Genomic DNA, 23,137 nt, shown 5'->3' on the forward strand with positions numbered 1-23,137 from the left:
AAAAATTCTAGAAGTTCTCGATACAATTCTCCCACGTCGAATCACTCGAACTGACGAAATAAATAGAATTAATAAGTTTTGTTTAATTATACTGCACCTTAAAAATATCAATCAATACTTCTGCTGGTACCATCATATCTGGGAAACCTTCCATTAAGTATAATACTTTAGTAATAGATTCGTGGTTTAATCCCATTCTAAGACCATAGTTGTATAGTTTAGCTAACTCTTCTTTAGAACGTTCTTGATCAACATGCATCAATAATACCATTCTATGAAATTGCACGATACGCTCGCTGTGTGATTTTAATACCACACGACTTACAGGATGATTGATTAAATAATCAAAATCCTCTCTTGACACATCTAGTTGTTTAGCTACAGCTAACAAAAAGTTATACTCAACAGTTTTGAGACTATCGTCACTTTTCGCAAAAGCTATCATCTCTGATAATAAACTTAATTTTTCTACTCTATTAGGCATAACTCGAGGGATTAATAATACATTATAAAGTTAAGAATAAAACATAATTTATAATCGTTGAAAGCACGTAGCTTATCGAAAAATCACTAGTTTTACATCGATTTTAAGTGCTGTTAATCAATAATCAAATGATTTTCACTAAAACACAACCTTGTAAATAATTAATTTTCAACTAGTTATAATGACAAATAACGACATATTTAAAAAACTAAGGGTAGCGCATAAATTGCGTGATACTGATATTATAGAGATTTTAAAACTAGTAGATTTTAGAATTACAAAATCTGAACTTAGTGCATTTTTTAGACGCGAGGATCATCCTAACTATGTAGAATGTGGTGATCAGATTTTACGTAATTTTTTAAATGGATTGGTTATTCATTTACGTGGACCAATGCCTAAAAAGGGTGAACGTCCATCTGGCAAATTTTCCGCGACAGCGAAACCTAAAAAAATAGATACCACCAAAACGTATAAACCTAAAAAAAAGAGCAACGATTAACGTTGCTCTTTTTATTTATAATAAGACTCTTTGACTTGCTAAGAGTGACTTTATAATTGTATTATGCTAAAACAGCTTGTACTTTATCTGCAGCTTCTTGGAACTCGGTAGCACTCATCACATCTAATCCAGAATTGTCAATTAATTCTTTAGCAATGTCTGCATTTGTTCCTTGTAAACGCACAATGATTGGTACATTTATAGCGTCTCCCATATTTTTATAAGCATCAACTACACCTTGTGCCACACGGTCGCAACGTACAATTCCACCAAAAATATTAATTAAGATTGCTTTTACAGCTGGATCTTTTAAAATAATTCTAAAAGCTGCTTCAACACGTGCTGCATCTGCTGTACCACCAACATCTAAGAAGTTAGCTGGCTCACCACCTGCTTGCTTAATTAAATCCATAGTAGCCATAGCTAATCCTGCTCCATTTACCATACAACCCACGTTACCGTCAAGGTCCACATAGTTTAATCCTAACTCACCAGCTTCTACCTCGATTGGGCTTTCTTCACGTAAATCACGTAATGCAGCTAAATCTTTATGTCTGTATAAAGCGTTATCGTCTATAGTTACTTTAGCATCTACAGCCATAATCTTATCATCACTAGTTTTTAACACTGGGTTAATTTCAAATAATGATGCGTCCGACTTATCGTAAGCTGTATATAATGCTGTAACAAATTTTGTCATTTCTTTAAAAGCCATTCCGCTTAATCCTAAATTAAAGGCTACACGACGTGCTTGAAAAGGTAAAATTCCTGTTGCTGGATCAATTTCTTCTGTAAAAATTAAATGAGGAGTTTCTTCTGCAACTGTTTCTATATCCATTCCACCTTCGGTAGAATACATAATCATATTACGTCCATTACCTCTGTTTAATAATACAGACATGTAAAATTCGTTTGGCTCAGAATCTCCAGGATAATACACATCCTCTGCAACTAATACTTGATGTACACGTTTACCTTCTGCAGACGTTTGCGGAGTTACTAAGTCCATACCAATAATTTGACCAGCAATCTCTTTAACTTGATCTAAATTTTTAGCCAACTTAACTCCACCACCTTTACCACGTCCACCAGCATGCACTTGTGCTTTAATCACGTGCCATCCTGTTCCTGTGTCTTCGGTTAGTTTTTTTGCTGCAGCAACTGCTTCATCAGCATTTTGTGCAACAATACCACGCTGAATACGTACGCCAAAGCTGCTTAATAATTCTTTTCCTTGATATTCGTGTAAATTCATCTTTATTAATGGATTTATATATTATTTCCGCGAAAGCGAAAAACTTTAAATTTTAGAGCTACAAAAGTAAATAATCACATTTACTTACCCTAATAATTAATTATGAAAAACGATGATAAATTGTTGAAACACTAAATTGTTAAATAATTAACAAATTGTTTTAAATGTGTAATATTATATTAGTTAAGTTTTTAAATTGACGAAAACGGATACCTTTGACAAAAATAAATTATAATGCAAGACAGTCAATTATTACAAATAGCACAAGATTTTGGGAGCCCAGTTTATGTTTACGATGCAGAACGTATTGCCACACAATACAACAGACTTACTGCTGCTTTTAAGGATGTTAACCAATTAAAAGTTAATTATGCAGTTAAAGCTTTGTCTAATATTTCGGTTTTAAAATTAATGAAACAACTTGGTGCTGGTTTGGATACCGTGTCTATTCAAGAAGTGCAATTGGGATTGGCTGCAGGATTTAATGCAGAAAGCATCATTTTTACACCTAATGGTGTGTCTTTAGAAGAAATTGAAACCGTTGCTAAATTAGGTTGCCAAATTAATATTGATAACCTGTCTATTTTAGAACAATTTGGAACCAAACATCCTAAAACACCAGTTTGTATAAGAATAAATCCACATGTTATGGCAGGTGGAAATACTAATATTTCTGTAGGACATATTGATAGTAAGTTTGGTATCTCTATACACCAAATACCACATATACTTAGAATTGTAGAAAATACTAAAATGAACATTAACGGTATCCACATGCACACAGGAAGTGATATTTTGGATATTGATGTATTTTTATATGCTAGCGAAATTTTATTTGAAACCGCTAAACACTTTAAAAATTTAGAATTTATAGATTTTGGTTCTGGATTTAAAGTTCCTTATAAAGCTGGAGATATTGAAACTAATATAGAAGAATTAGGTGAAAAATTAAGCACAAGATTTAACCAGTTTTGTAAAGAATATGGTAAACCATTAACCTTAGCTTTTGAACCTGGTAAGTTTTTAGTGAGCGAAGCTGGGCAATTTTTAGTGAATGTTAATGTGGTAAAACAAACCACCTCAACTGTTTTTGCACAAGTAGATAGTGGATTTAATCATTTAATTAGACCGATGTTGTATGGCTCGCAACATGACATTAGAAACCTCTCTAACCCAGAAGGTCGTGAGCGTTTTTATAGTGTTGTTGGTTACATTTGCGAAACAGACACCTTTGCTAATAATAGACGTATTTCTGAAATAAATGAAGGCGATATTCTTGCTTTTAGTAATGCTGGTGCCTATTGTTACAGTATGGCTAGCAACTACAATTCGCGTTACAGACCTGCAGAAGTTTTGGTTTATAATGGTGAAGCCCATTTAATTAGACAACGTGAAACTTTTGAGGATATTCTAAAAAATCAAGTAGAGATAGATTTTAAACCTAAAAAAGTAAAATCCACTACCAAACAAAACATAACCCTCTAATTATCAATATTTAAATTCTATAAACTAATCTGTACAAATTGTAAGGTTTTATTTCAATAAACAAAACAAAAAAGCTGTTTGTCGATGATATTGACAATTCATCTTTAAAAAAATTGTATCTTCATCAATTAAATTTAGTAACTACCTTTATAAAAGAATTTCTAATTACTTCTAAATAGGTTTTTATATTATATAGTTGATTGATGCTCTTAAATAAAAATGAAGTTAATGATTTTCTAGAAACATTAGAAAAATCACTAATTATTGGCTCTTGGTCTTTTGACATTGAAGCGAATACTTTAAGTTGGAGTAATGTCACTAAGAGAATTCATGAAGTAAGTCCCTCTTTTGTGCCTGATGTAACTAAGGGTCTAAATTTTTATAAAGAAGGACTCCACAGAAATCGTATTACAGAATTATTTAACAACGCAATAAATAAAGGCGAAAGTTTTGATGACGAATTTATTATTGTAACTGCAAAAGGAAATGAAAAATGGGTTAGATCTGTTGGTTTTCCTAAACATAAAGACGGAAAATGTATAAGTGTACAAGGTGTTTTTCAAGATACAACAGAAAAAACTTTAATAGCAATACAAACAGCCCTAAAAGAAAAACAGTTTAGATCTATTTTTCAAAACTCGCTAACTGGTATGGCTTTGGTAAGCCTAGAAGGAGATTGGTTAGAAGTAAACCATGCACTTTGTAACATGTTAGGTTATACAGATGAAGAATTTTTTAACATTAGTTTTAAAGATCTAACTCATCCAAAAGATAAATATATTGGTGATGAAGAAATACCTTTAATGCTTGCAGGTAAATTAGATCATTTTCAAGCAGAAAAAAGATTCATTCACAAAAAAGGAAAAACCGTTTACTGTATTTTATCCTGTACAATTGTTAAAAATTACAACAATAAACCACTTCATTTTATTTTTAATATTAGTGATATTACCAAAATTAAACTAGGTAAGAAAAAAATTAAAAGTTTGTTAGACATTTCGTCCAAACAAAATGAAAGGCTTTTAAATTTTGCACATATCGTATCTCATAATTTAAGATCTCACGTTAGTAATTTAGAGATGTTAGTGCAATTAAAAAAAGAAGAAGTACCAAAAGTCGTTAATGACGAATATTATCCATTATTTGAAACTGCGATCGGCAATTTAAATGAAACGATTATAAATTTAAATCAAGTTGTTATTAATAAAATTAATAAATCTGATTTAAAATCTCTTAATCTATTTAATTCTGTTGAAAAAGCAATAGGCAACCTAAACGCTTTAATCTTAGCCGATAATGTAAAAGTAAACATCTCTATAAATAAGAATATTAAAGTAAAAGCATTACCTGCATATTTAGATAGTATTTTAAATAACCTTCTAACTAATGCTATAAAATATAAAAAACAGAACATAATTCCGGAAATAAATATTAAAGCCATAAAAGATAAAAAATTTATTATTGTAAGTGTTAATGACAATGGTCTTGGAATTGATTTGAAAAAAAACAAACATAATCTATTTGGGATGTATAAAGTTTTTCATAAGCATAAAAACTCTAGAGGACTTGGTTTGTTTATTACTAAAATTCAATTAGAAGCTATTGGTGGAAAGGTAGAAGTTGAAAGTAAAATTGGAAAGGGATCAACATTTAAAATTTATTTGAAAAATGGATGAGATTAAGCTAACCTGTATTATAGATGATGACCCAATCTATTTATTTGCAATAAAAAAATTACTAGAAATTACTAATTTCTCAACTAACTATATCATATTTAAAAATGGATTAGAGGCTATAAATGAGTTTAAAAAACTTGCTGAAGAGGACCAACCATTACCTGACGTGGTTTTGCTAGACCTAAACATGCCTATTATGGATGGTTGGCAGTTTTTAAAGCAATACAAGATTAATAAATTTAATACAGGCATTTCTATTTACATCACCAGTTCATCAATTGACAAAAAAGATGTAAGCAAAGCCAAAAAAAATAAACTTGTCAGTGGTTATATTAGTAAACCTATTAAAAAAGAGGATTTGTCAACCTTAAAAACATCTATATTAAAAAAGAAAAGCTCTTAATATTTAATTAATTGTTTTGATAAAAAGTCAATCCGTTTTTATATAAATCGTAAAACGCAAATTCTCGGGTTTGCCATGCTGTATCTTTAACTACTGTTTCTGGGTGAAAGACGTCTTTATCTTTAAATTCATTATATAAAGCATCTACATATTGTGTCACAATACGAAGCATTGGTCTATCGACATTAAAATCCCATTCCTTCTCATCGTGCCACTGCAAATGAATTTCTATATGGTCACGACGTATTCCAGCATAGGTTGGATTTTTAGGATCGTCTGCAAAAGCAATAGTAAAGCCTAATTTTTGTGTATAAAAAAATAAGGCTGCCAACACATTTTGTACTGGTAACACAGGATGAATTTGATGTAAGGTGGGTTTATTCATTTTATTTAATAATTACACTTCGACAAGCTCAGTGTGACAATGGGTTTCAAATTGACAATGGTTTTCAAATTTTTAAAAATAACAATATTCAATTATTATTTTTAAAGGCAAATTAAATTAGGGTTGTCAGTCCTTACTTGTCTTAAACTATTCTTTTTTAACCGTTCCAGTAAAATGATTCACTTTTGGATTTATCGGATTGCCTGTTACGCGTCTAAAAGAGGCTATTTGTCCACAATGCCAAATGGCATCTGCTATTGGTCCATTTATGTTATTCCAAAACGGAATCTCTCGTTCTCCAAAAATGATTTTGAATTGCGAGATATCTTCGCTTGCTCTTAAAATATCTGCTGCTTGTTTTAGATTATTTAACGTGGCAGCACGTTTGTCCTTAAAAGTTAGATTAGCACTCTCTTTTGAATTGGCTTGTTTTAATGTTGAATTTAATATGATTTTTGATAGGTCGTAAATATGATCTACCGTTTCTGCAGTTGTTCTCACAGAATCTGTTGGTTTATATGCTAAATCTTTTTCTGTCAACCCATCGGTTGCATGGTAAAATCTAAATCCTAAAGCATCCACTTGTCGTGCTGCAACTGTACCTGCTGTAAAGGCGTCTGATGCTTCGGGAAGCTCGTAATACGGTAATTTATTATCTGATTGAGCTACAGTTATAGATGTGAACAGTATGGCTATAAAAAGTATTTTTTTCATAATTAAACTAATCTTTAAACTGTTTAACTTCTGGAAGCGTATTAGTTCCATATTTATCAAACAAATACACCAAACTAGTCATGGTTGCTGCGCCTAATTCTAGCTCGCGTTTATTAACAGCATCAAACGTGTCGTTAGCTGCATGGTGATGGTCAAAATAACGTTGCGAGTCTGGTCGTAATCCTACTAACACAATATTATCGTTTTTTAAGGGTCCAATATCTGCACCACTGTAGCCTTTTTCGAAATAATGAATGAGATATGGTTTAAATAACGACTCCCAACCCAACACTTTATTTAATACTGCGTCGCTACAATCAAAACTAAAACCACGAGGTGTAAATCCACCAGAATCGCTTTCTAAAGCAAAGACATGGTTTTCGTTGTTACGTTTAGCTTCTTCTGCATATTTTTTTCCGCCACGAAGACCATTTTCTTCGTTCATAAATAATACCACACGAATGGTACGTTTAGGTTTAATTCCGCTTTCTTTTAATAATCTAAGCACATCCATAGATTGTACTACTCCTGCTCCATCATCATGTGAGCCATCTCCTAAATCCCAAGAATCTAGATGTCCTCCAACAACCATAAACTCGTTAGGATACTCACTTCCTCTGATTTCGCCTATAACATTATACGATAATACATCTTCAAATTGTTGACAGTTTTGTTTAAAGTAAAAAGTTAAATTATTGTCTTTTTGTAAAGCTTCAGATAGTTTGTTAGCATCATTGGTACTAATTGCTGCAGATGGTATGCGTTGCTCGTTTGGTAAATCCATATAACTCATACTTCCTGTATGTGGTAAATCGTCTTGACGCAAGTTTAACGATCTAACAATAACACCTACTGCTCCTAGTTTTCCAGCTTCGTAAGCACCTGCGTAACGTTGTTTAGAGCATCCTCCATAAGCTTCAAAAGTGTGGATTAATTCTGGATTCATGGCACCATTAAAAAAGACTATTTTACCCTTTACTTGGTCACCAAGTGCTTCTAATTCTTCAAAGCTTTTAACTTCTATTACTGCAGCTTCCAAACCTGAATCTGCTGTTGCTATTGAGCCTCCTAATGCACAAATATTAACATCTATTTTGTTGTTTATGGTTGTAAAATAGCCCACTTCTTTATCTCCACGTTCCCACTTAGGCACCATCACTTCTTGGAGCCACACTTTGTCTACGCCCAACTTTTCTAATTCGGATTTGGTGTATTGCACTGCTTTTTCTGCATTTACAGATCCTGATAAGCGTCCACCAATTTGGTTTGACAAATGGTCTAACCATTGATAGGCTTTTCCATTGGTTAAGGATTGGCTGTAAATGGTTTTTAAAACGTCTTGGTCTGTTTGAGCAGTGACGTTAATTGATAGTAATAGTGTTAGAAGTAATGTTAGTTGTTTCATTGATGTGAAATTTATTTTAAAAATTTATGGTTATTAAAAACCTAAAAGTGTATTGGCTCTTGAAATTATTGCTTTATTTATATAATGTTCATTTTTTTCTTGTCAAAAAAACGAACCAAAAAACGACATCCAAGCCAAGGAATTTTCAGTTTTACAAACTGAAACCGAATTGAAAACTCCGCGTCGAACAAAGTTCTCCTGATTTTCGGAGCTTTTCTTCATCTATTCTTCGCCTTGGCGATCAATTCTGTGAATTGATTTAGGACTTATACATTTAACAAGTTAAATATAAATAGTAAATTATATAATTGTTTTCTACTTTAATTGCTATGTTACTCGTTACTTAATTGTTCTCTATATAAATGCAGATTGGCTTTGGTTTTTGCGTCCAATTCTGGTTCTTTAATGTCTGTATATGTTTTTAATGTGTCGTGTAAAATTGTGGCTACAAGTAATCTTGCAGTAGGTTTATCGTCTGCTGGAATGTTATACCAAGGTGCATAATCTTTACTAGATCTGTTTATGGCATCTTCGTAACAGTCCATGTATTTATCCCAAAGTTTACGCTCTTTTAGGTCGCCTGCAGAGAATTTCCAGTTTTTTTCTTGCTTGTCCAATCGACGTAATAGTCTTTTGCGTTGTTCTTCTTTAGACAGGTTCATAAAAAACTTAAAGACAATGGTACCGTTTTCTACTAAGTGTTTTTCAAAATTATTGATTTGGTCAAAGCGTTTGTCCCAAAAGGCATCGTTAACATCGTCTACGCTTTTTACAAAAGGTAGTTTTTCGTTTAAAATATATTCTGGGTGTACGCGTGTTACCAAAACGTTTTCGTAATGTGTACGGTTATGAACACCAAATTTACCACGTGCTGGTAGCTTTAAATAGTGTCGCCATAAATAGTCGTGTTTTAGCTCTAATTCTGTAGGAACTTTAAAACTCATAACCTCTACACCTCTGGCATTAAAATCTTTAAACACTTCACGAATTAAACTGTCTTTACCAGACGTATCCATACCTTGTAAACACACTAAAACCGAGTATTTTCCATGAGCATACATCGTGTCTTGCAACTTACCTAGTTGACGTCTTACTTTTTTTAAAGCATCTTCTGTGGTGTCTTTATCTGCTTCTAAATCTATTAGACTAGGCAGATTATTTAATTTGATTTTGGATGTGATTTTATGGTCGTTTATATTAATTTGTTTCATGAAAGAATAAATTATTAATATTTAAATATACTGAAGATTTTGTAGATTCGTGCTCATATTTTCAATCTATGGTAAAACGCTATTATCTATTATTGTTGTTTTGTTTTGTTTCTGTTTTCTCAATCGCTCAAGAAGATACTGATTTAGAAAAGTTTACAAAAAACAATATTACCAAACCAAATATTTTATCGACGCATAGTTTTGGTGTCTTTTTTAACAGACTTCAAGGTCATTTTGAAAATAAAGCACCTAGCAAAAATTATATTAATTTTAGTATAGAAAGTGGTAATATTTGGAGCCCTCCTGTTAACGTATATATACCAAAAAATGAAGCAGATAGAGCGGTTGTTAGAGGTTATAATTGGGATCAAGCACATAGAGCTTTTGATGAAAGTACAATAGACAAAGATTCGTTTAACCTTGCTAATGATGGTGTTGTTAAAGGTTTTAAAGCTGCTGTAAATATTAGACTTGCGGAAAAACACGAATTACAAATAGGTGTAAGAACTTACCTATTAACTAAAGGAAAAACACCTTTTTCAATTTTTACAAATGATACGTTTATTGAAGATTTTCATGATCATATTGCTGGTGGAAACGACCCTTTTGACAGACGCGTTTTTGGATTAAACAAAGCCAATATCACTTATAATGACAGAGCAGGAAATAGTTTAAATATTGATGCAGGAGATTTTTTTGCAACAGGTATAGAAACCAGTTATTACTACTATCCAGATTTTATTAAAAATAAAACCATTGGTATTAATTTTGGAGGACATTTGGGTGCAAATCTGTCTAAAAGCAACTCGTCTTTAGATTTTGGCCTCTCTGCTAATGCTATTAAAACTATAGGAATTAATGACCGTAATAACCTGAATTTAGGGTTAAGTGTAGGTAGTTTAAGAAAAGGCTTAGTAAATTTTAAATCGGATAATGTGATGTTTGGAACCAATAGCTTTATTGGGTTTTTAGAAACTGCTTTAGAGTATAGTTTTATCTCTAAAAAAGGGACGATTCATACGTTTGGGACAGATTTTTATTTTCAAACCAGTTTGAATAAAAAAGATGAACTAGAATATATTATACCTATCCGAGATGAAAAAGCTTTCAATTCTTGGGGACAAGGTGTTACTAACCTTTATAAAAACAATAATTATTGGACGTTTATTTATTCTTTTGGAAAGAAAACCACAACCTATTTTTATGTACAGCAGGACTTAACGGTTAATAACAATCCTGACATACAAACTGGGTTTGGATTTAAATTTAACCTATAAAAAAAACCTCTTAAGAAGAGGCTTTTTTTATTTTATTTACTAGCAAATAACTTGACGTCTTGTTCACTAACTTCACTTCCGCCAAGAATAATAAGACGCTCTACTACGTTTCTTAATTCTCTAATATTTCCGGTCCAATCATAATCTTGAAGTAATTTTATTGCTTTAGCTGAAAATGATTTGTGAGCTGTCCCTTGCTCTTCAGCTATTTTAGCTGCAAAATGATTAATTAATAACGGTATATCTTCACGTCTTTCGTTTAAAGCTGGCACTTTTATTAAGATTACAGCTAATCTATGATATAAATCCTCACGGAATTTTCCGTCTTCGATTTCCTTTTTTAAATTTTTATTGGTTGCAGCAATTACACGTACATTAACCTTTATATCTTTATCGCTTCCCACACGTTGGATACGACTTTCTTGTAACGCACGCAGCACTTTAGCTTGCGCAGACAAACTCATGTCTCCAATTTCATCTAAAAAAATAGTTCCTCCATTGGCAGCTTCAAATTTACCTGCTCTGTCTTTTGCAGCACTTGTAAAAGCCCCTTTAACGTGACCAAATAATTCACTCTCTATTAACTCTGAAGGGATAGCAGCACAATTAACCTCTATCATTGGTCCTTTAGCGCGTTCGCTTTTTTGGTGTAACCAATGTGCTACTAATTCTTTTCCTGTTCCGTTAGGTCCTGTAATTAGCACGCGTGCATCTGTTGGAGCTACTTTATCAATAATATCTTTGATTTGAGCAATAGCATCGCTTTCTCCTATCATTTCATATTTTTTGCTGACTTTCTTTTTAAGAATGGTATTTTCAACCACAAGCTCTTTTCTATCTAGCGCGTTTCTAACCGTATTTAATAAACGGTTTAAATCTGGTGGTTTTGAAATATAATCAAAAGCACCCATACGCATCGTGTTTACAGCTGTATCTAAATCTCCGTGACCAGAAATCATTACCATTGGTATTTCTGGTTTTATTTTTTTAACCGCTTCTAACACTTCAACGCCATCCATTTTTGGCATTTTAATATCACAAAGAATTAAATCGTAATCGTCCTTTTTTACCTTATCAACACCTGCTAAACCATCTTCGGCTTCGTCTACTTGATAGGTATCATTTTCTTCAGACAGTATTTTAATTAATACTCTTCTAATTGCTGCTTCGTCTTCAATTACTAATATTTTCGGCATTATATTTTAAATTTTATTCCTGTTCTTAAATAAAAGGCATTTACATTATCTAATGTATATATATCTTCTCTGTCTTTGTTTCTCAAAACATTATTCATACGTAACGTATAACCAATATAGTTATACCAAACTAAGTGTTTTGTAAAATCGTATTCATACCCTAAACCAGCTATTGCAATAGATAATGACACATTATCTACTTGTCTTCCAAGTACAGAGGTTGGTTTTTGTAAATGCGCAAAATAACCATCCAATCCAACAAAAGTTTGTACAGAACTTTTAGGGCCAAGCGTATATTTTAAATTTGATTTTGGTACCCCTAAACTAAAAGACCATTTCTCGTTAACCTCTCTAAAATAACTTACAAAAGGTAACGGAAACGGGATACCAGTTGTTGTATTATAGGTTAACCCTAATATGATTCTATATGGTCTTTTTATGTCTGTTGCATCTCTTCTATCTTTTATAAAAAAGACACCACCATTTAAATATACATCTTCTTTAGTTATTTTATCTGTTAAGGTAGAAGCAATTCTTGGCGTTAATCTTACTCCTGTGCGCCAATGTTGGTTTAATTTAAAAGTATATCCAATATTAAAATCTATAATATTGAGTGTTCTTAAAGGCTCTTTGTTAAAAGGATAATCGTCCTCTAAATTTAAAATAATTCTGTTATACTCACCTCCTATAACTAAATAACAATCTTCACTAGTTTCAAGAGGATAATTTAACAACAACCTTAATCTTGTGTATTGATCTTCTGAATCGCTTTTTGGTATAAATGAATATTCTAATCGTGCTAAATCTGTTAATTGTGCTTGTGTACTGTGTACAGCACATAACATAATAATTATAAATAACCCTGATTTAATTATTTTAATTTTGGCCATATAAGATTAGTCTCCAAGATTTGATAAGGTCTTAGAATTATTAGGATTATTAATAATATGTATGTCTCTTTGTGGAAATGGTATGGTTATATTGTTTTCTCTAAATAATTTATCTATTGCAAATCGCACTTCACTTTTAGGGATTCTGGCATTAAAACTATCTTCTATAGTAAAAGCTACTCTAAAATTTAATGAGCTATCACCAAAATCGGTAAAAATTACCGTTGGTTGTGGTTGTTTAAAAACTAGTTCGCAAGATTTAGCAGCTTCTAATAATAGTTCTTTAACTAAATTGACATCACTTCCATAGGCTACTCCAACGTCTACGGTTTCTCTGGTTGTAGTACCATTTTGTGTCCAATTGTACAAACTGTTGGTTAAATACAAATGGTTAGGTATAACCAGTACTTTATTATCTATAGTCACAGCTCTAGTGGTCCTTAGTTTAATTTCTTCAACCCGTCCAACTTTACCATCAATTTCTATAATATCTCCAACATGAACTGATTGATCGACCAAAATAAAAATACCAGAAATAATATCCTGAAATAAGGTCTGCAACGCTAAACCAACACCAATTAATAAAGCTGCGGAAGCAGCAAACACTGCAGTCACATCTATACCTATAGAGTCAATAGACACTAAAAACACAATTATGTAAATTAACCATCGTGCGAAAGAAAATACGGTAACAAACTTAGCTTTGTCATCGTCAGGTAATTTTTGGGTCATTAATTTTCTAACCCATCGTAATACGTAGGTAGTAAATAATAATATTGCTATAACTAACAACACATACTTTACCTTTATAACACTAATAATCTCGTCGTTAGTATCGGTAAAAGTGAATAGTTTATAGTTTAAAAAATCAACAAATTTTTCCCAAGCAGAGCTTTCTATAATAGCTTCGCCTACTTTTTCTACTTCTTTTTCTATTTTATCTGCAACTTTTTCTTCTTGCATCTTGTAACTAATTAGTATTTAATCCATTTAATTAACTCTTTATAACTTGGTTTTTTACCATACATCAAAATACCAACTCGGTATATTTTTGCAGCAAACCAAACCGTAAACATAAAGGTACTTATTAAAATTAATAATGATAATAATTGTTGCCAAATTGGTACACCAAAAGGAATACGCATAAGCATAACCACGGGAGATGTTAAAGGTATAAATGAAAACACGGTAGACACCGTTCCGTGTGGATCTTCAATTACTGTAAAACCACCAACGTACACCGCTAAAATTAACGGAACAATTATAGGCATCATAAATTGTTGTGTATCTGTCTCGTTATCTACAGCTGCACCAATTGCTGCATACAGTGAGCTATATAGTAAATACCCACTTATAAAAAACAAGATAAATGCAATAATTAAATTGGTTAATGGCAAATTAAAAAACGCATTCATAAATTGTTGCGCTTTTTCCATAGACCCTTCGGAGCCTTGCATAGCTTGTTCCATCATTTCTTGTTGAGGCATTCCCATTTGACCTAAATCTATTCCAAAAATTAAGGACACTAAGACTATTAATCCGCTTCCCAAAATTATCCAGATAATAACTTGGGTAATCCCAACTAAAGAGGTCCCAATAATTTTACCCAACATAAGTTGCATAGGCTTAACAGAAGATATGATGACTTCGATAATACGACTTGTTTTTTCTTCAATAACACTTCGCATAATCATATTACCATAAATAATAATGAACATAAATAAAAGATATCCAGCAATGACACCAAATATGATTTTTATACCGCTATCTAATTTAGACGATTTTATTCCTGCAAAACTTTCTTGTTCTATATCTATATATACTTTTGAAGACTCTATAATCTGTGGGTTTACACCCAAATTTTTCATATTTATAGTCGTAAGTTCCTTCTCTATTTTATCGTCTAGACTATTAATTAATGTTAATGATGGAGAGTCTTCTGAGTAAAACCGAATACTTGTTGAAGCGTCTTTTATACTATCAAATTTTTGAATATGAAGCAGTCCGTAATCGCCTTTTTCTTTAACTATAGTTTTAGCATTTTCTAGTGTAATGGAATCATCAAGTACAGAATATTTTGTGTTTTCTGTATCCTTAAATATATCTTTAACTAAACCTGATTGATCTAAAACTGAGATTTGACGAACCTTACTATTATTCATTTGTGTGAGGTATGCGACAACCGAAATTAATCCAATAATAATTAGTGGACTTAAAAACGTCATAATAATAAAAGCTTTGTTTCTAACTTTTGCTAGATATTCTCGTTTTATAATAAGTGGAAGGTGATTCATAATTAATTATTCTTTACCGTTTGAATAAAAATATCGCTAGCACTTGGGATGACTTCTACAAAATGAGAAATCTGACCTTGGCTTGATAAATAAGCTAATAAATCGTTTGCAGATTCTTGTTCTGATAATTTAATATTTAGCTTTAAATCGTTACCCAACGTTCTAAATTCTGCAGGAGTCACACTAAATTTATTGGTTATTTCTTGTTCTAAATTGCTGTTATTTGGTTTGATACCAATTTCAAATGTGTTGCTTTTATATTGACGTTTTATATCCATTAAATTACCATCTAACACTTTGTTTGATTTGTGGATTAATGCAATATGATCGCACAATTCTTCAACAGATTCCATACGGTGTGTCGAGAAAATAACCGTTGCACCTTCATCGCGTAGTCTTAAAATTTCGTCTTTAATTAGATTAGCATTAATTGGGTCAAAACCAGAAAAAGGCTCGTCAAAAATTAATAGTTTGGGCTCGTGTAATACAGTAACTACAAATTGTATTTTTTGAGCCATTCCTTTAGAAAGCTCTTGTATTTTTTTATTCCACCAATCGCCTATTTCTAAACGTTCAAACCACATTTTAAGTCGTTTTTTGGCTTCAGATTTTTGCATGCCCTTAAGTTGTGCTAGGTATAAGGCTTGCTCGCCTACTTTCATGGATTTATATAACCCTCGTTCTTCTGGTAAATAACCTATATCTCTAATATGGTGATTCTTTAACGGTTCGCCATCTAGTAATACATGACCTTTATCTGGCATTGTAATTTGGTTAATAATCCTAATTAAGGTTGTTTTTCCTGCACCATTAGGTCCTAACAATCCAAATATACTTCCTTTTGGAACTGTAATAGATACATTATTTAAAGCAGTAAAGTTTCCGAAGTTTTTAGAGACACCATGCACTTCTAAAAGGTTACTCATATATTTTTATTATTGGTTATAACGTTAATTTTAGCACGTTTTGTAAATATAGAAAATGTTGAATGAGAAACGTAACTGTTTTGGCTATTTTTAACGTATTTACAAAAGACAGACTAGCCTAGCTAAATTAAACATCGCGAAGTGTATGTAGTTTATAAATTATTGAAAATAAACACAGAAAAGTCCTATAAAAAACAAAACCCACCCTCTAAATAAATAAAGGATGGGAAAAAATTGCTATGAAAAAGAAAAATTATCACTAGACTAGCTAGCGATAAGTCAAATATAAGATTTTTTATTTAATAAGATGTAAAATGAATTAAATAGTTAAACAAAAAGCTAAAAAAGCCCGTTTAAAACGGGCTTTTCACTTTTTATTTTTAAGATTTATTTAAGAAAACATATCTTTTACTTTCTCGAAAAACGACTTGTCACTTCGCTCTGGCTTTGGAGTAAAGTGTTCATCTTCACGCATTTCTTCGAAAAAATCTTTCTGTTTTTTGTTTAACGTTTTTGGTGTCCAAACATTAACATGTACTAATAAATCTCCTTTACCGTACCCATTAATACTTGGTATTCCTTTTCCGCGTAAGCGTAATATTTTTCCGGATTGCATCCCAGCTTCAATTTTGATACGCACTTTTCCTGTTACTGTATCAATTTCTTTAGAAGTTCCTAAAATAGCATCTGGTAAACTTACGTATAAATCGTAGTGTAGATTATCGCCTTCACGTTGTAAGGTGTCGTGTGGTTGCTCTTCAATAGCGACTAATAAATCTCCCGAAATTCCATTTCCTGGTGCTTCGTTACCTTTACCAGACACTTTAAGTTGCATACCATCCACAACTCCTGCAGGAATGTTTACTGGAATGGTTTCTTCTTTTGCAACCATACCTTGCGCATCTGCATCACTAGGTTTTTTATCTATTATTTGTCCTGCTCCACCACAAGTGTTACATGGTGCAGAGGTCTGCATGCGTCCTAAAATAGTATTTGTAACTCTAGTAACTTGTCCAGAACCATTACAAGTACTACACGTTTTGTAGGTAGTACCAGGTGCTTGGACTTTACGTTTTACTTTAATTTTTTTCTCAACACCATTAGCAATTTCTTCTAAGGTAAGTTTTAAACGCACACGTAGGTTACTACCTTTTACACGACGTTGTCCGCCACCACCAAAGCCACCACCAAAACCAGAGAAGCCACCACCAAAGATGTCTCCAAACTGACTAAAGATGTCGTCCATATTCATTCCGCCTCCACCGAAGCCTCCACCACCTTCAAATGCTTGGTGTCCGAATTGGTCGTAACGTGCTTTTTTATTCTCGTCACTTAATACCTCATAAGCTTCTGCAGCTTCTTTAAATTTAGCTTCAGCATCTTTATCATCTGGATTTTTATCTGGATGAAATTGGATTGCTTTTTTACGGTATGCTTTTTTAATCTCAGCTTGTGACGCTGATTTATCGATACCTAATATGTCGTAAAAATCTTTTTTTGCCATGTTATTATATTAGTTTTTAGCTACTTGTTGGTCACACTTAACTAAATAAACTGTATTTTTTTACTGTCCGATAATGACTTTTGGAAAACGTATAACGGTCTCGCCCAATTTATAACCTTTTTCTATGACGTCTACTATTTTTCCTTTTAGGTCTTCTGAAGGTGCGGGGATTTGCGTTACTGCTTCATGATGATCGGCATCAAACACATCGCCTTTATTAACTTCAATTTTTGCTAACCCTTTTTGTTGTAGCGTTTGCAATAGCTTGTTGTAAATTAACAACACGCCCTTACGTAGCTCTTCTGCTTCTTTGTCATCTTCTATATGTAATAAGGCACGCTCAAAATCGTCTAAAACAGGTAACATTGACACCATGACGTCTTTGTTTGCTGTTTGAAACAACTCGATACGCTCTCTAGAGGTACGTTTTTTGTAATTTTCAAACTCGGCAAAAAGACGTAAAAACTTATCTTTTTCTTGTTGTAATTCGTTTTTTAATTGGTCTTCTACAGACAGCTCTTCTTTAGTTTCCTCTTGTACTGTAGTTGTTTCCTCTTGTTTTGAAGCGGTTTTAACGTCCTCTTCTATAATTGTTTCTTTTTTATTTTTCTTGCTCATTGATGTACTTAATTTAAAATACTGTAATAGGATGGCAAAAGTACTGCCATTACTATTAATAATGTCAAAATGTCACACATTTTTTTTAACAAACTTTTAATTAGTTTCCATGGAAGATTATTTATATATTTGCATATCAAATCACTAAAATTAAAAACTTATAACATGAAAAAAATTGTATTAAATCTATTTACTGTAGCACTAATTGGATTAAGCGTTGTTGCTTGTAAAAGTGATGCTAAAGAGGCTAAAACTGGAGAAGCACAAGAAGTAGCAGAAAATAATGAGGCTGCTAAATATAAAGCAGATGCTGAAAACTCGATGATTATTTGGAAAGCTAATAAAGTTGTTGGTGGACACGAAGGAACCATACATGTCTCTAACGGTGTAGCACAATTACAAGGTGACCAATTAGTAGGAGGAAGTTTTATATTTGACTTAAACACTATTGCTTGTACAGACATTCCTGCAGAAGAAAAATCTAACGCAAAATTAGTAGGACATTTAAAAAGCGACGACTTTTTTGATGTAGCCAATCACCCAACTGCAGCTTTTGAAATTACTAAAGTAGACGGTAACACAGTTAGCGGAAACTTGACTATTAAAGGAATTAAAAAGAACATTACCTTTCCTGCAAATGTGACTGTAACTGGTGATGAGATTGCTATAACTAGTGATACATTTACTATTGACAGAACAGAATGGGATATTATGTATAATGCTGGTACCACACCAGATATAGCAGCATCTTTAGGTGACAAAATGATTAAAGACGATATTGAAATTAAAATTATGGTTAAAGCGACTAAAGCGTAATAACTTGTTTAAATATTAAAAAAAGCCACAACGTAAGTTGTGGCTTTTTTGGTTTTTTCTACTTGACTTTGTCATTTTTTTCGGCTAACTTCGTTTAACGATTGATAAAAAATATTGAAACGATTTTTTATCAGAGACATTGCCTTTAATGCAAAAAAACACCGATAAAGATTGAACTATGAATTTCGCAGAACACATTCAAGCAGGAAAAGAACTATTAGAAAAAAAAGACAAAACATCTCTACAAAGAGCATTATTTGAATTTATAAAAGCTGATGAAATGGCTGATGAAATTGAAATGGCAAAACCACAAACACTATATTATTTAGCTTTAATTAATTATTGGATTGGAAATATAGTTTTGTCATATCAATTAGCAAAAAGAGCTGAAAAAAGTATTGATATTGCAATAGATAAAAGTTCAATTAATTTTAAGGATATGAGAACCAATTTAGGCGAAAACCAGATAATTGATTTAATATCCAATATAAAACAACAATTTCCAACACTTATAAACTCAATTTCAATTGAAAATGTTGAATTTAATCCACACGAAATAGATTTCACTATGTTAGACCAAATGAACAATTTTAATGACCAAAATGATTCAGAAGAATCATCTTCTCAAGATAAACTTTCAAACCAATTAGATAACGCTGAAAAACTTGATAGTTATGTAGTAAATACATTAACCGAAAATCAAAAAAGAGGAATTTTATTTGGCTTAATTCTTTTAGCACAAGCTGATGGAGAAGTTCACAATAATGAAACTCATTTCTTAAACCAAACAGCCAACTTATTGGATTATGATATTTATGATAGTGCTTTTGAACATTTTCAATCGCTTGGTGCAGATAAATTATTTGAAACATTAACAACGTTAGACTCAAAGCAAAAAGATTGGTTCATATTTACAGCTTTTGGAATGATAAATGCCGATTTTAAGACAACAACAGAAGAAAATCAAATAATTCGAGTGATTTTTGAAAATATGGGAATTACAAGCGAAATGTTAGATGATAGTATATCAAGACTTGGTTAGAACGTAAAAGCACTAAAAGGCAACACCGTATATAATTTATTGCTGGTTCTAGCCTACTTACGAAAATCCTCGCGGATTTTCTATTCGGTATTTATTTGCTAAATTAGGTGCTTAAAACACGCAACAAACCATATACAAACACGTTAAACGAATTTATAAAAAAGCACAACTCTTAGGTTGTGCTTTTTTTTAACAATAAAATTCCTGCCTACGCAGGAATTTATTACTTTTTAGGGATCTCCTTTAAAATCTCTAATACAAAAGTCCAATATTTTTGAGCAGAACTAATTTGTGCACGCTCGTCAGGACTGTGTGCACCTTTGATATTTGGTCCAAAACTAATCATGTCCATATCTGGATAGTTTTGTCCTAAAATACCACATTCTAATCCTGCGTGGCAAGCAGCAATGTGTGCTTTTTCTCCGTTTAGTTTTTGGTATAACTTATCTAACACTTTTAAAATAGCACTATCCATATTTGGTGTCCAACCTGGATAATCTCCAGAAAATTCGACCTCGCAACCGGTTAACTCAAACGTAGCACGTAGCATATTGGCTAAATCTAGTTTGCTGCTTTCTACAGAGCTACGCGTTAAACAACCAATTTTTATGTGTCCATCTTTTACAATTACACGTGCTATATTATTAGAGGTTTCTACCAATTCTGGGATGTCTGCACTCATCCTATACACACCATTTAACGCAGCATAAATAGCTCTGGTTAACCCTTCTTGCACACCTAAATCCATTATTTTTTCTGGAGTCTCAGTTTTAGACATCACAATATCTAAATCGGGTTCCATGGTTTTAAATTCTGTTTTAATGGTGTTGGCTAAAGTCTCCATGTCGTTTAAAAAAGCAGCTTCATGTATAGCATCAATAGCTACTACTGCTCGACTCTCTCTTGGTATGGCGTTACGTAAACTTCCACCATCAATTTCTGAAATGCGTAATCCAAAATTCTCAAAACCATCAAATAATAAACGGTTCATAATTTTGTTAGCATTACCTAATCCTTCATGGATTTGCATACCAGAATGTCCACCTTGTAAGCCTTTTACTTTAATTTCGAAACCTATCTTAAATTCTGGTGTTTCCTCTTCTTGGTAGGTTCTTGTTGCAGTCACGTCTATACCACCAGCACAACCTACACCAATTTCGTCATCCTCTTCAGTGTCTAGATTTAATAGTATTTTACCTTCTAGTAATCCACCTTTTAATCCCATTGCGCCTGTCATACCTGTTTCTTCATCTATGGTAAATAAAGCTTCAATTGCAGGATGTGGTATGTCTGTGCTTTCTAAAATAGCCATGATGGTTGCCACACCTAAGCCATTATCTGCACCTAATGTTGTTCCTTTTGCTTTTACCCAATCACCTTCCACAACCATTTGGATGCCTTGCGTATCAAAATCAAAATCGGTATCTGCATTTTTTTGATGGACCATATCTAAATGCGATTGCATGACAATGGTCACTCTGTCTTCCATTCCTGGAGTTGCAGGTTTTTTAATAATGACATTTCCTACTTCATCTACTATAGTTTCTAAACCTAATTTGGCACCAAAATCTGTCATGAATTTAATGACGCGTTCTTCTTTTTTTGAAGGTCTTGGTACTGCGTTTAAATCGGCAAATTTATTCCATAATGCTTTTGGCTCTAAAGCTCTAACCTCTTGACTCATTTGTATAATTTTAATTGAATTGCAAAAGTACACAATGCTAAGACATTTAGAAACCATTTAAAAAGAAAAAGACAGTAGTCGCTACTCCTGATGGTAGTGGCATCCTTTTTTTATTTGGTTACTGAGCGTAGTCGAAGTGCCAAATAAAAAAAGATATAACGGACAGCAGGTAGAAACCTTTTAAAAAAACCACAAGGATTGGTCCTTATTTTATTTATTTTTGAATCATGCTGAAAAACAAAAAATTACTGCTTGCTTTATCTGTAGTCCCAATGTATATTTTGGTGAAGATATTAGCGAATTACCCAACTGTTATCGAGCGTTTTTACAGCAATGGGTTGTACCCATACATTTCTAAACTATTTAGATATTTATTGGGTTGGTTGCCTTTTAGTTTTGGCGATTTGGTGTATGGTTTTAGTATTATTTTTATGTTACGTTGGTTGTTTTTAAACCGAAAACGCATGTATAAAGACACTAAAAACTGGCTAATTGATGTGTTTGCAACCTTAAGTGTCGTGTACTTTGCGTTTCATTTATTTTGGGGATTAAACTACTACCGAAACCCGTTACATGTCAACTTAAATTTGGAAGATGAGTACACCACAGAACAGCTGTTAACTGTCACCAAAAAACTAATTAAAAAGTCTAATGCCATACATTTAGAGATTACTAAAAACGATAGCATTAAGGTAGAATTACCATATACAAAAAAAGAGATTTTAAGGTTGACACCAAATAGCTATCAAGCGTTGGATAACACGTTTCCTAATTTAAAATACAGTCCAAAAAGCTTAAAAAAGTCACTATTTAGTGTACCATTAACTTATATGGGATTTAGTGGGTATTTAAACCCTTTAACTAATGAGGCTCAGGTGGATTATTTGATTCCTGTGTATAAATTCCCGACGACTGCTGCACATGAAGTGGCACACCAATTGGGTTATGCTAAAGAAAATGAAGCAAATTTTATTGGCTTTATGGCTACTATAAGTAATGACGACATCTACTTTAAATATTCTGGGTACACTTTTGGATTGCGTCATTGTTTGGGCGAAGTCTTTAGACGTAATCCACAACACTATGATAAGTTGTTACCAACCATTAACAAAGGAATTTTAAAAAATTACCAAGAGGTTAAAGATTTTTGGGTTAGTTATCAAAACCCATTAGAACCTATCTTCAGATCCACCTATTCGTCTTACTTAAAGGCTAACAATCAAGCAAATGGCATGCGTAGCTACAGCTATGTGGTTGCGCTTTTGGTAAATTATCTGGAAGATAAAACCTTATAAAAACGTTAAAAGAGTATTACACTTTTGTTTAAGATAATGGTTATTGTTTATATTTAGTCATTAAACAACCTTAAA

At 32.4% G+C, this 23,137-nt stretch carries 22 protein-coding genes; 8 read left to right on the plus strand and 14 right to left on the minus strand.

The features are described 5' to 3' along the window. Positions 1-82: 82 nt before the first annotated feature. Complete coding sequence (locus tag LY08_RS10340) at positions 83-484, minus strand: TerB family tellurite resistance protein (protein ID WP_111660375.1); 402 nt, start codon at positions 482-484, stop codon at positions 83-85. A 181-nt stretch (positions 485-665) separates the two neighbouring features. On the opposite strand from LY08_RS10340, the gene LY08_RS10345 reads away from it, so the two are divergent. Beyond that, positions 666-986, plus strand: a complete 321-nt coding sequence (locus LY08_RS10345; protein ID WP_111660376.1) for a DUF1456 family protein — start codon at positions 666-668, stop codon at positions 984-986. A gap of 61 nt (positions 987-1,047) precedes the next feature. On the opposite strand, the gene sucC is transcribed toward LY08_RS10345, so the two are convergent. Then, entirely contained in the window at positions 1,048-2,241 is a 1,194-nt protein-coding gene (sucC, locus tag LY08_RS10350) for an ADP-forming succinate--CoA ligase subunit beta (protein WP_111660377.1), read from the minus strand. A 234-nt stretch (positions 2,242-2,475) separates the two neighbouring features. On the opposite strand from sucC, the gene lysA reads away from it, so the two are divergent. The 3 genes from lysA (at position 2,476) to LY08_RS10365 (ending at position 5,805) form a co-directional block, all read left to right on the plus strand. Then, positions 2,476-3,726, plus strand: coding sequence for a diaminopimelate decarboxylase (lysA, locus tag LY08_RS10355; protein WP_111660378.1), 1,251 nt, complete (start codon positions 2,476-2,478; stop codon positions 3,724-3,726). Positions 3,727-3,929: 203 nt separating this feature from the next. Next, a complete protein-coding gene (locus LY08_RS10360) occupies positions 3,930-5,402 on the plus strand; it encodes a PAS domain-containing sensor histidine kinase (RefSeq protein ID WP_111660379.1) in 1,473 nt (490 codons plus the stop codon). Then, positions 5,395-5,805 (plus strand): response regulator, encoded by a 411-nt coding sequence (locus LY08_RS10365; RefSeq protein ID WP_111660380.1) that lies wholly within the window; start codon positions 5,395-5,397, stop codon positions 5,803-5,805. The genes LY08_RS10360 and LY08_RS10365 overlap by 8 nt, the downstream gene beginning before the upstream one ends. Positions 5,806-5,812: 7 nt before the next feature. On the opposite strand, the gene LY08_RS10370 is transcribed toward LY08_RS10365, so the two are convergent. From LY08_RS10370 to LY08_RS10385, 4 genes are all read right to left on the minus strand, one after another. Further along, the gene (locus tag LY08_RS10370) at positions 5,813-6,190 is read right to left on the minus strand and encodes a VOC family protein (RefSeq protein ID WP_111660381.1); all 378 of its coding nucleotides are present in this window, start codon (positions 6,188-6,190) and stop codon (positions 5,813-5,815) included. 147 nt (positions 6,191-6,337) lie between these two features. Further along, the gene (locus LY08_RS10375; RefSeq protein ID WP_245907581.1) at positions 6,338-6,904 is read right to left on the minus strand and encodes a hypothetical protein; all 567 of its coding nucleotides are present in this window, start codon (positions 6,902-6,904) and stop codon (positions 6,338-6,340) included. 7 nt (positions 6,905-6,911) lie between these two features. Beyond that, entirely contained in the window at positions 6,912-8,309 is a 1,398-nt protein-coding gene (locus LY08_RS10380; RefSeq protein WP_111660382.1) for a M20/M25/M40 family metallo-hydrolase, read from the minus strand. A 332-nt stretch (positions 8,310-8,641) separates the two neighbouring features. Then, positions 8,642-9,520 carry a PPK2 family polyphosphate kinase gene (locus LY08_RS10385; RefSeq protein WP_111660383.1) on the minus strand — a complete coding sequence of 293 codons (879 nt, stop codon included), beginning with the start codon at positions 9,518-9,520 and terminating at the stop codon, positions 8,642-8,644. A gap of 68 nt (positions 9,521-9,588) precedes the next feature. Here LY08_RS10385 and LY08_RS10390 point away from each other — a divergent pair, with 68 nt between their 5' ends. Further along, the gene (locus LY08_RS10390) at positions 9,589-10,797 is read left to right on the plus strand and encodes a hypothetical protein (RefSeq protein WP_111660384.1); all 1,209 of its coding nucleotides are present in this window, start codon (positions 9,589-9,591) and stop codon (positions 10,795-10,797) included. A 32-nt stretch (positions 10,798-10,829) separates the two neighbouring features. Here LY08_RS10390 and LY08_RS10395 read toward each other — a convergent pair whose 3' ends face one another. The 7 genes from LY08_RS10395 to LY08_RS10425 all read right to left on the minus strand — a co-directional run bounded on the left by LY08_RS10395 (position 10,830) and on the right by LY08_RS10425 (position 18,225). Further along, positions 10,830-11,993 (minus strand): sigma-54-dependent transcriptional regulator, encoded by a 1,164-nt coding sequence (locus tag LY08_RS10395; protein WP_111660385.1) that lies wholly within the window; start codon positions 11,991-11,993, stop codon positions 10,830-10,832. Next, complete coding sequence (locus tag LY08_RS10400) at positions 11,993-12,883, minus strand: DUF6268 family outer membrane beta-barrel protein (RefSeq protein WP_245907582.1); 891 nt, start codon at positions 12,881-12,883, stop codon at positions 11,993-11,995. The genes LY08_RS10395 and LY08_RS10400 overlap by 1 nt, the downstream gene beginning before the upstream one ends. Before the next feature lie 6 nt (positions 12,884-12,889). Further along, positions 12,890-13,846 carry a mechanosensitive ion channel family protein gene (locus tag LY08_RS10405; RefSeq protein ID WP_211305931.1) on the minus strand — a complete coding sequence of 319 codons (957 nt, stop codon included), beginning with the start codon at positions 13,844-13,846 and terminating at the stop codon, positions 12,890-12,892. A gap of 11 nt (positions 13,847-13,857) precedes the next feature. Then, positions 13,858-15,177 (minus strand): ABC transporter permease, encoded by a 1,320-nt coding sequence (locus LY08_RS10410; RefSeq protein WP_111660386.1) that lies wholly within the window; start codon positions 15,175-15,177, stop codon positions 13,858-13,860. Positions 15,178-15,179: 2 nt separating this feature from the next. Next, the gene (locus LY08_RS10415) at positions 15,180-16,103 is read right to left on the minus strand and encodes an ABC transporter ATP-binding protein (protein ID WP_111660387.1); all 924 of its coding nucleotides are present in this window, start codon (positions 16,101-16,103) and stop codon (positions 15,180-15,182) included. Positions 16,104-16,494: 391 nt separating this feature from the next. After that, complete coding sequence (dnaJ, locus tag LY08_RS10420; RefSeq protein WP_111660388.1) at positions 16,495-17,607, minus strand: molecular chaperone DnaJ; 1,113 nt, start codon at positions 17,605-17,607, stop codon at positions 16,495-16,497. Between the two features lie 60 nt (positions 17,608-17,667). Beyond that, the gene (locus LY08_RS10425) at positions 17,668-18,225 is read right to left on the minus strand and encodes a nucleotide exchange factor GrpE (protein ID WP_111660389.1); all 558 of its coding nucleotides are present in this window, start codon (positions 18,223-18,225) and stop codon (positions 17,668-17,670) included. A 165-nt stretch (positions 18,226-18,390) separates the two neighbouring features. Here LY08_RS10425 and LY08_RS10430 point away from each other — a divergent pair, with 165 nt between their 5' ends. Both LY08_RS10430 and LY08_RS10435 read left to right on the plus strand, forming a co-directional pair. Further along, positions 18,391-19,041 carry a YceI family protein gene (locus LY08_RS10430; protein WP_111660390.1) on the plus strand — a complete coding sequence of 217 codons (651 nt, stop codon included), beginning with the start codon at positions 18,391-18,393 and terminating at the stop codon, positions 19,039-19,041. 178 nt (positions 19,042-19,219) lie between these two features. Further along, a complete protein-coding gene (locus LY08_RS10435; RefSeq protein ID WP_111660391.1) occupies positions 19,220-20,083 on the plus strand; it encodes a tellurite resistance TerB family protein in 864 nt (287 codons plus the stop codon). Between the two features lie 223 nt (positions 20,084-20,306). Here LY08_RS10435 and LY08_RS10440 read toward each other — a convergent pair whose 3' ends face one another. Next, the gene (locus tag LY08_RS10440) at positions 20,307-21,767 is read right to left on the minus strand and encodes an aminoacyl-histidine dipeptidase (RefSeq protein WP_111660392.1); all 1,461 of its coding nucleotides are present in this window, start codon (positions 21,765-21,767) and stop codon (positions 20,307-20,309) included. Between the two features lie 227 nt (positions 21,768-21,994). Between LY08_RS10440 and LY08_RS10445 the strand changes: the two genes are divergently transcribed. Next, a complete protein-coding gene (locus LY08_RS10445; protein WP_111660393.1) occupies positions 21,995-23,062 on the plus strand; it encodes a DUF3810 domain-containing protein in 1,068 nt (355 codons plus the stop codon). The last annotated feature ends 75 nt before the right edge of the window (positions 23,063-23,137 follow it).

The sequence above is a fragment of the Olleya aquimaris genome (assembly GCF_003259525.1).
In the GTDB taxonomy this organism is placed as follows: domain Bacteria; phylum Bacteroidota; class Bacteroidia; order Flavobacteriales; family Flavobacteriaceae; genus Olleya; species Olleya aquimaris.

Coding starts and splice junctions, on each gene's coding strand:
- dnaJ (WP_111660388.1), bottom strand. CDS start 17,607: ATGGCAAAAAAAGATTTTTACGACATATTAGGTATCGATAAATCAGCG.
- LY08_RS10385 (WP_111660383.1), bottom strand. CDS start 9,520: ATGAAACAAATTAATATAAACGACCATAAAATCACATCCAAAATCAAA.
- LY08_RS10375 (WP_245907581.1), bottom strand. CDS start 6,904: ATGAAAAAAATACTTTTTATAGCCATACTGTTCACATCTATAACTGTA.
- LY08_RS10425 (WP_111660389.1), bottom strand. CDS start 18,225: ATGAGCAAGAAAAATAAAAAAGAAACAATTATAGAAGAGGACGTTAAA.
- LY08_RS10340 (WP_111660375.1), bottom strand. CDS start 484: ATGCCTAATAGAGTAGAAAAATTAAGTTTATTATCAGAGATGATAGCT.
- LY08_RS10390 (WP_111660384.1), top strand. CDS start 9,589: ATGGTAAAACGCTATTATCTATTATTGTTGTTTTGTTTTGTTTCTGTT.
- LY08_RS10415 (WP_111660387.1), bottom strand. CDS start 16,103: ATGAGTAACCTTTTAGAAGTGCATGGTGTCTCTAAAAACTTCGGAAAC.
- LY08_RS10360 (WP_111660379.1), top strand. CDS start 3,930: ATGCTCTTAAATAAAAATGAAGTTAATGATTTTCTAGAAACATTAGAA.
- LY08_RS10410 (WP_111660386.1), bottom strand. CDS start 15,177: ATGAATCACCTTCCACTTATTATAAAACGAGAATATCTAGCAAAAGTT.
- LY08_RS10370 (WP_111660381.1), bottom strand. CDS start 6,190: ATGAATAAACCCACCTTACATCAAATTCATCCTGTGTTACCAGTACAA.
- LY08_RS10440 (WP_111660392.1), bottom strand. CDS start 21,767: ATGAGTCAAGAGGTTAGAGCTTTAGAGCCAAAAGCATTATGGAATAAA.
- LY08_RS10380 (WP_111660382.1), bottom strand. CDS start 8,309: ATGAAACAACTAACATTACTTCTAACACTATTACTATCAATTAACGTC.
- LY08_RS10365 (WP_111660380.1), top strand. CDS start 5,395: ATGGATGAGATTAAGCTAACCTGTATTATAGATGATGACCCAATCTAT.
- LY08_RS10430 (WP_111660390.1), top strand. CDS start 18,391: ATGAAAAAAATTGTATTAAATCTATTTACTGTAGCACTAATTGGATTA.
- sucC (WP_111660377.1), bottom strand. CDS start 2,241: ATGAATTTACACGAATATCAAGGAAAAGAATTATTAAGCAGCTTTGGC.
- LY08_RS10405 (WP_211305931.1), bottom strand. CDS start 13,846: ATGCAAGAAGAAAAAGTTGCAGATAAAATAGAAAAAGAAGTAGAAAAA.
- LY08_RS10395 (WP_111660385.1), bottom strand. CDS start 11,993: ATGCCGAAAATATTAGTAATTGAAGACGAAGCAGCAATTAGAAGAGTA.
- LY08_RS10445 (WP_111660393.1), top strand. CDS start 21,995: ATGCTGAAAAACAAAAAATTACTGCTTGCTTTATCTGTAGTCCCAATG.
- LY08_RS10400 (WP_245907582.1), bottom strand. CDS start 12,883: ATGGCCAAAATTAAAATAATTAAATCAGGGTTATTTATAATTATTATG.
- LY08_RS10345 (WP_111660376.1), top strand. CDS start 666: ATGACAAATAACGACATATTTAAAAAACTAAGGGTAGCGCATAAATTG.
- lysA (WP_111660378.1), top strand. CDS start 2,476: ATGCAAGACAGTCAATTATTACAAATAGCACAAGATTTTGGGAGCCCA.
- LY08_RS10435 (WP_111660391.1), top strand. CDS start 19,220: ATGAATTTCGCAGAACACATTCAAGCAGGAAAAGAACTATTAGAAAAA.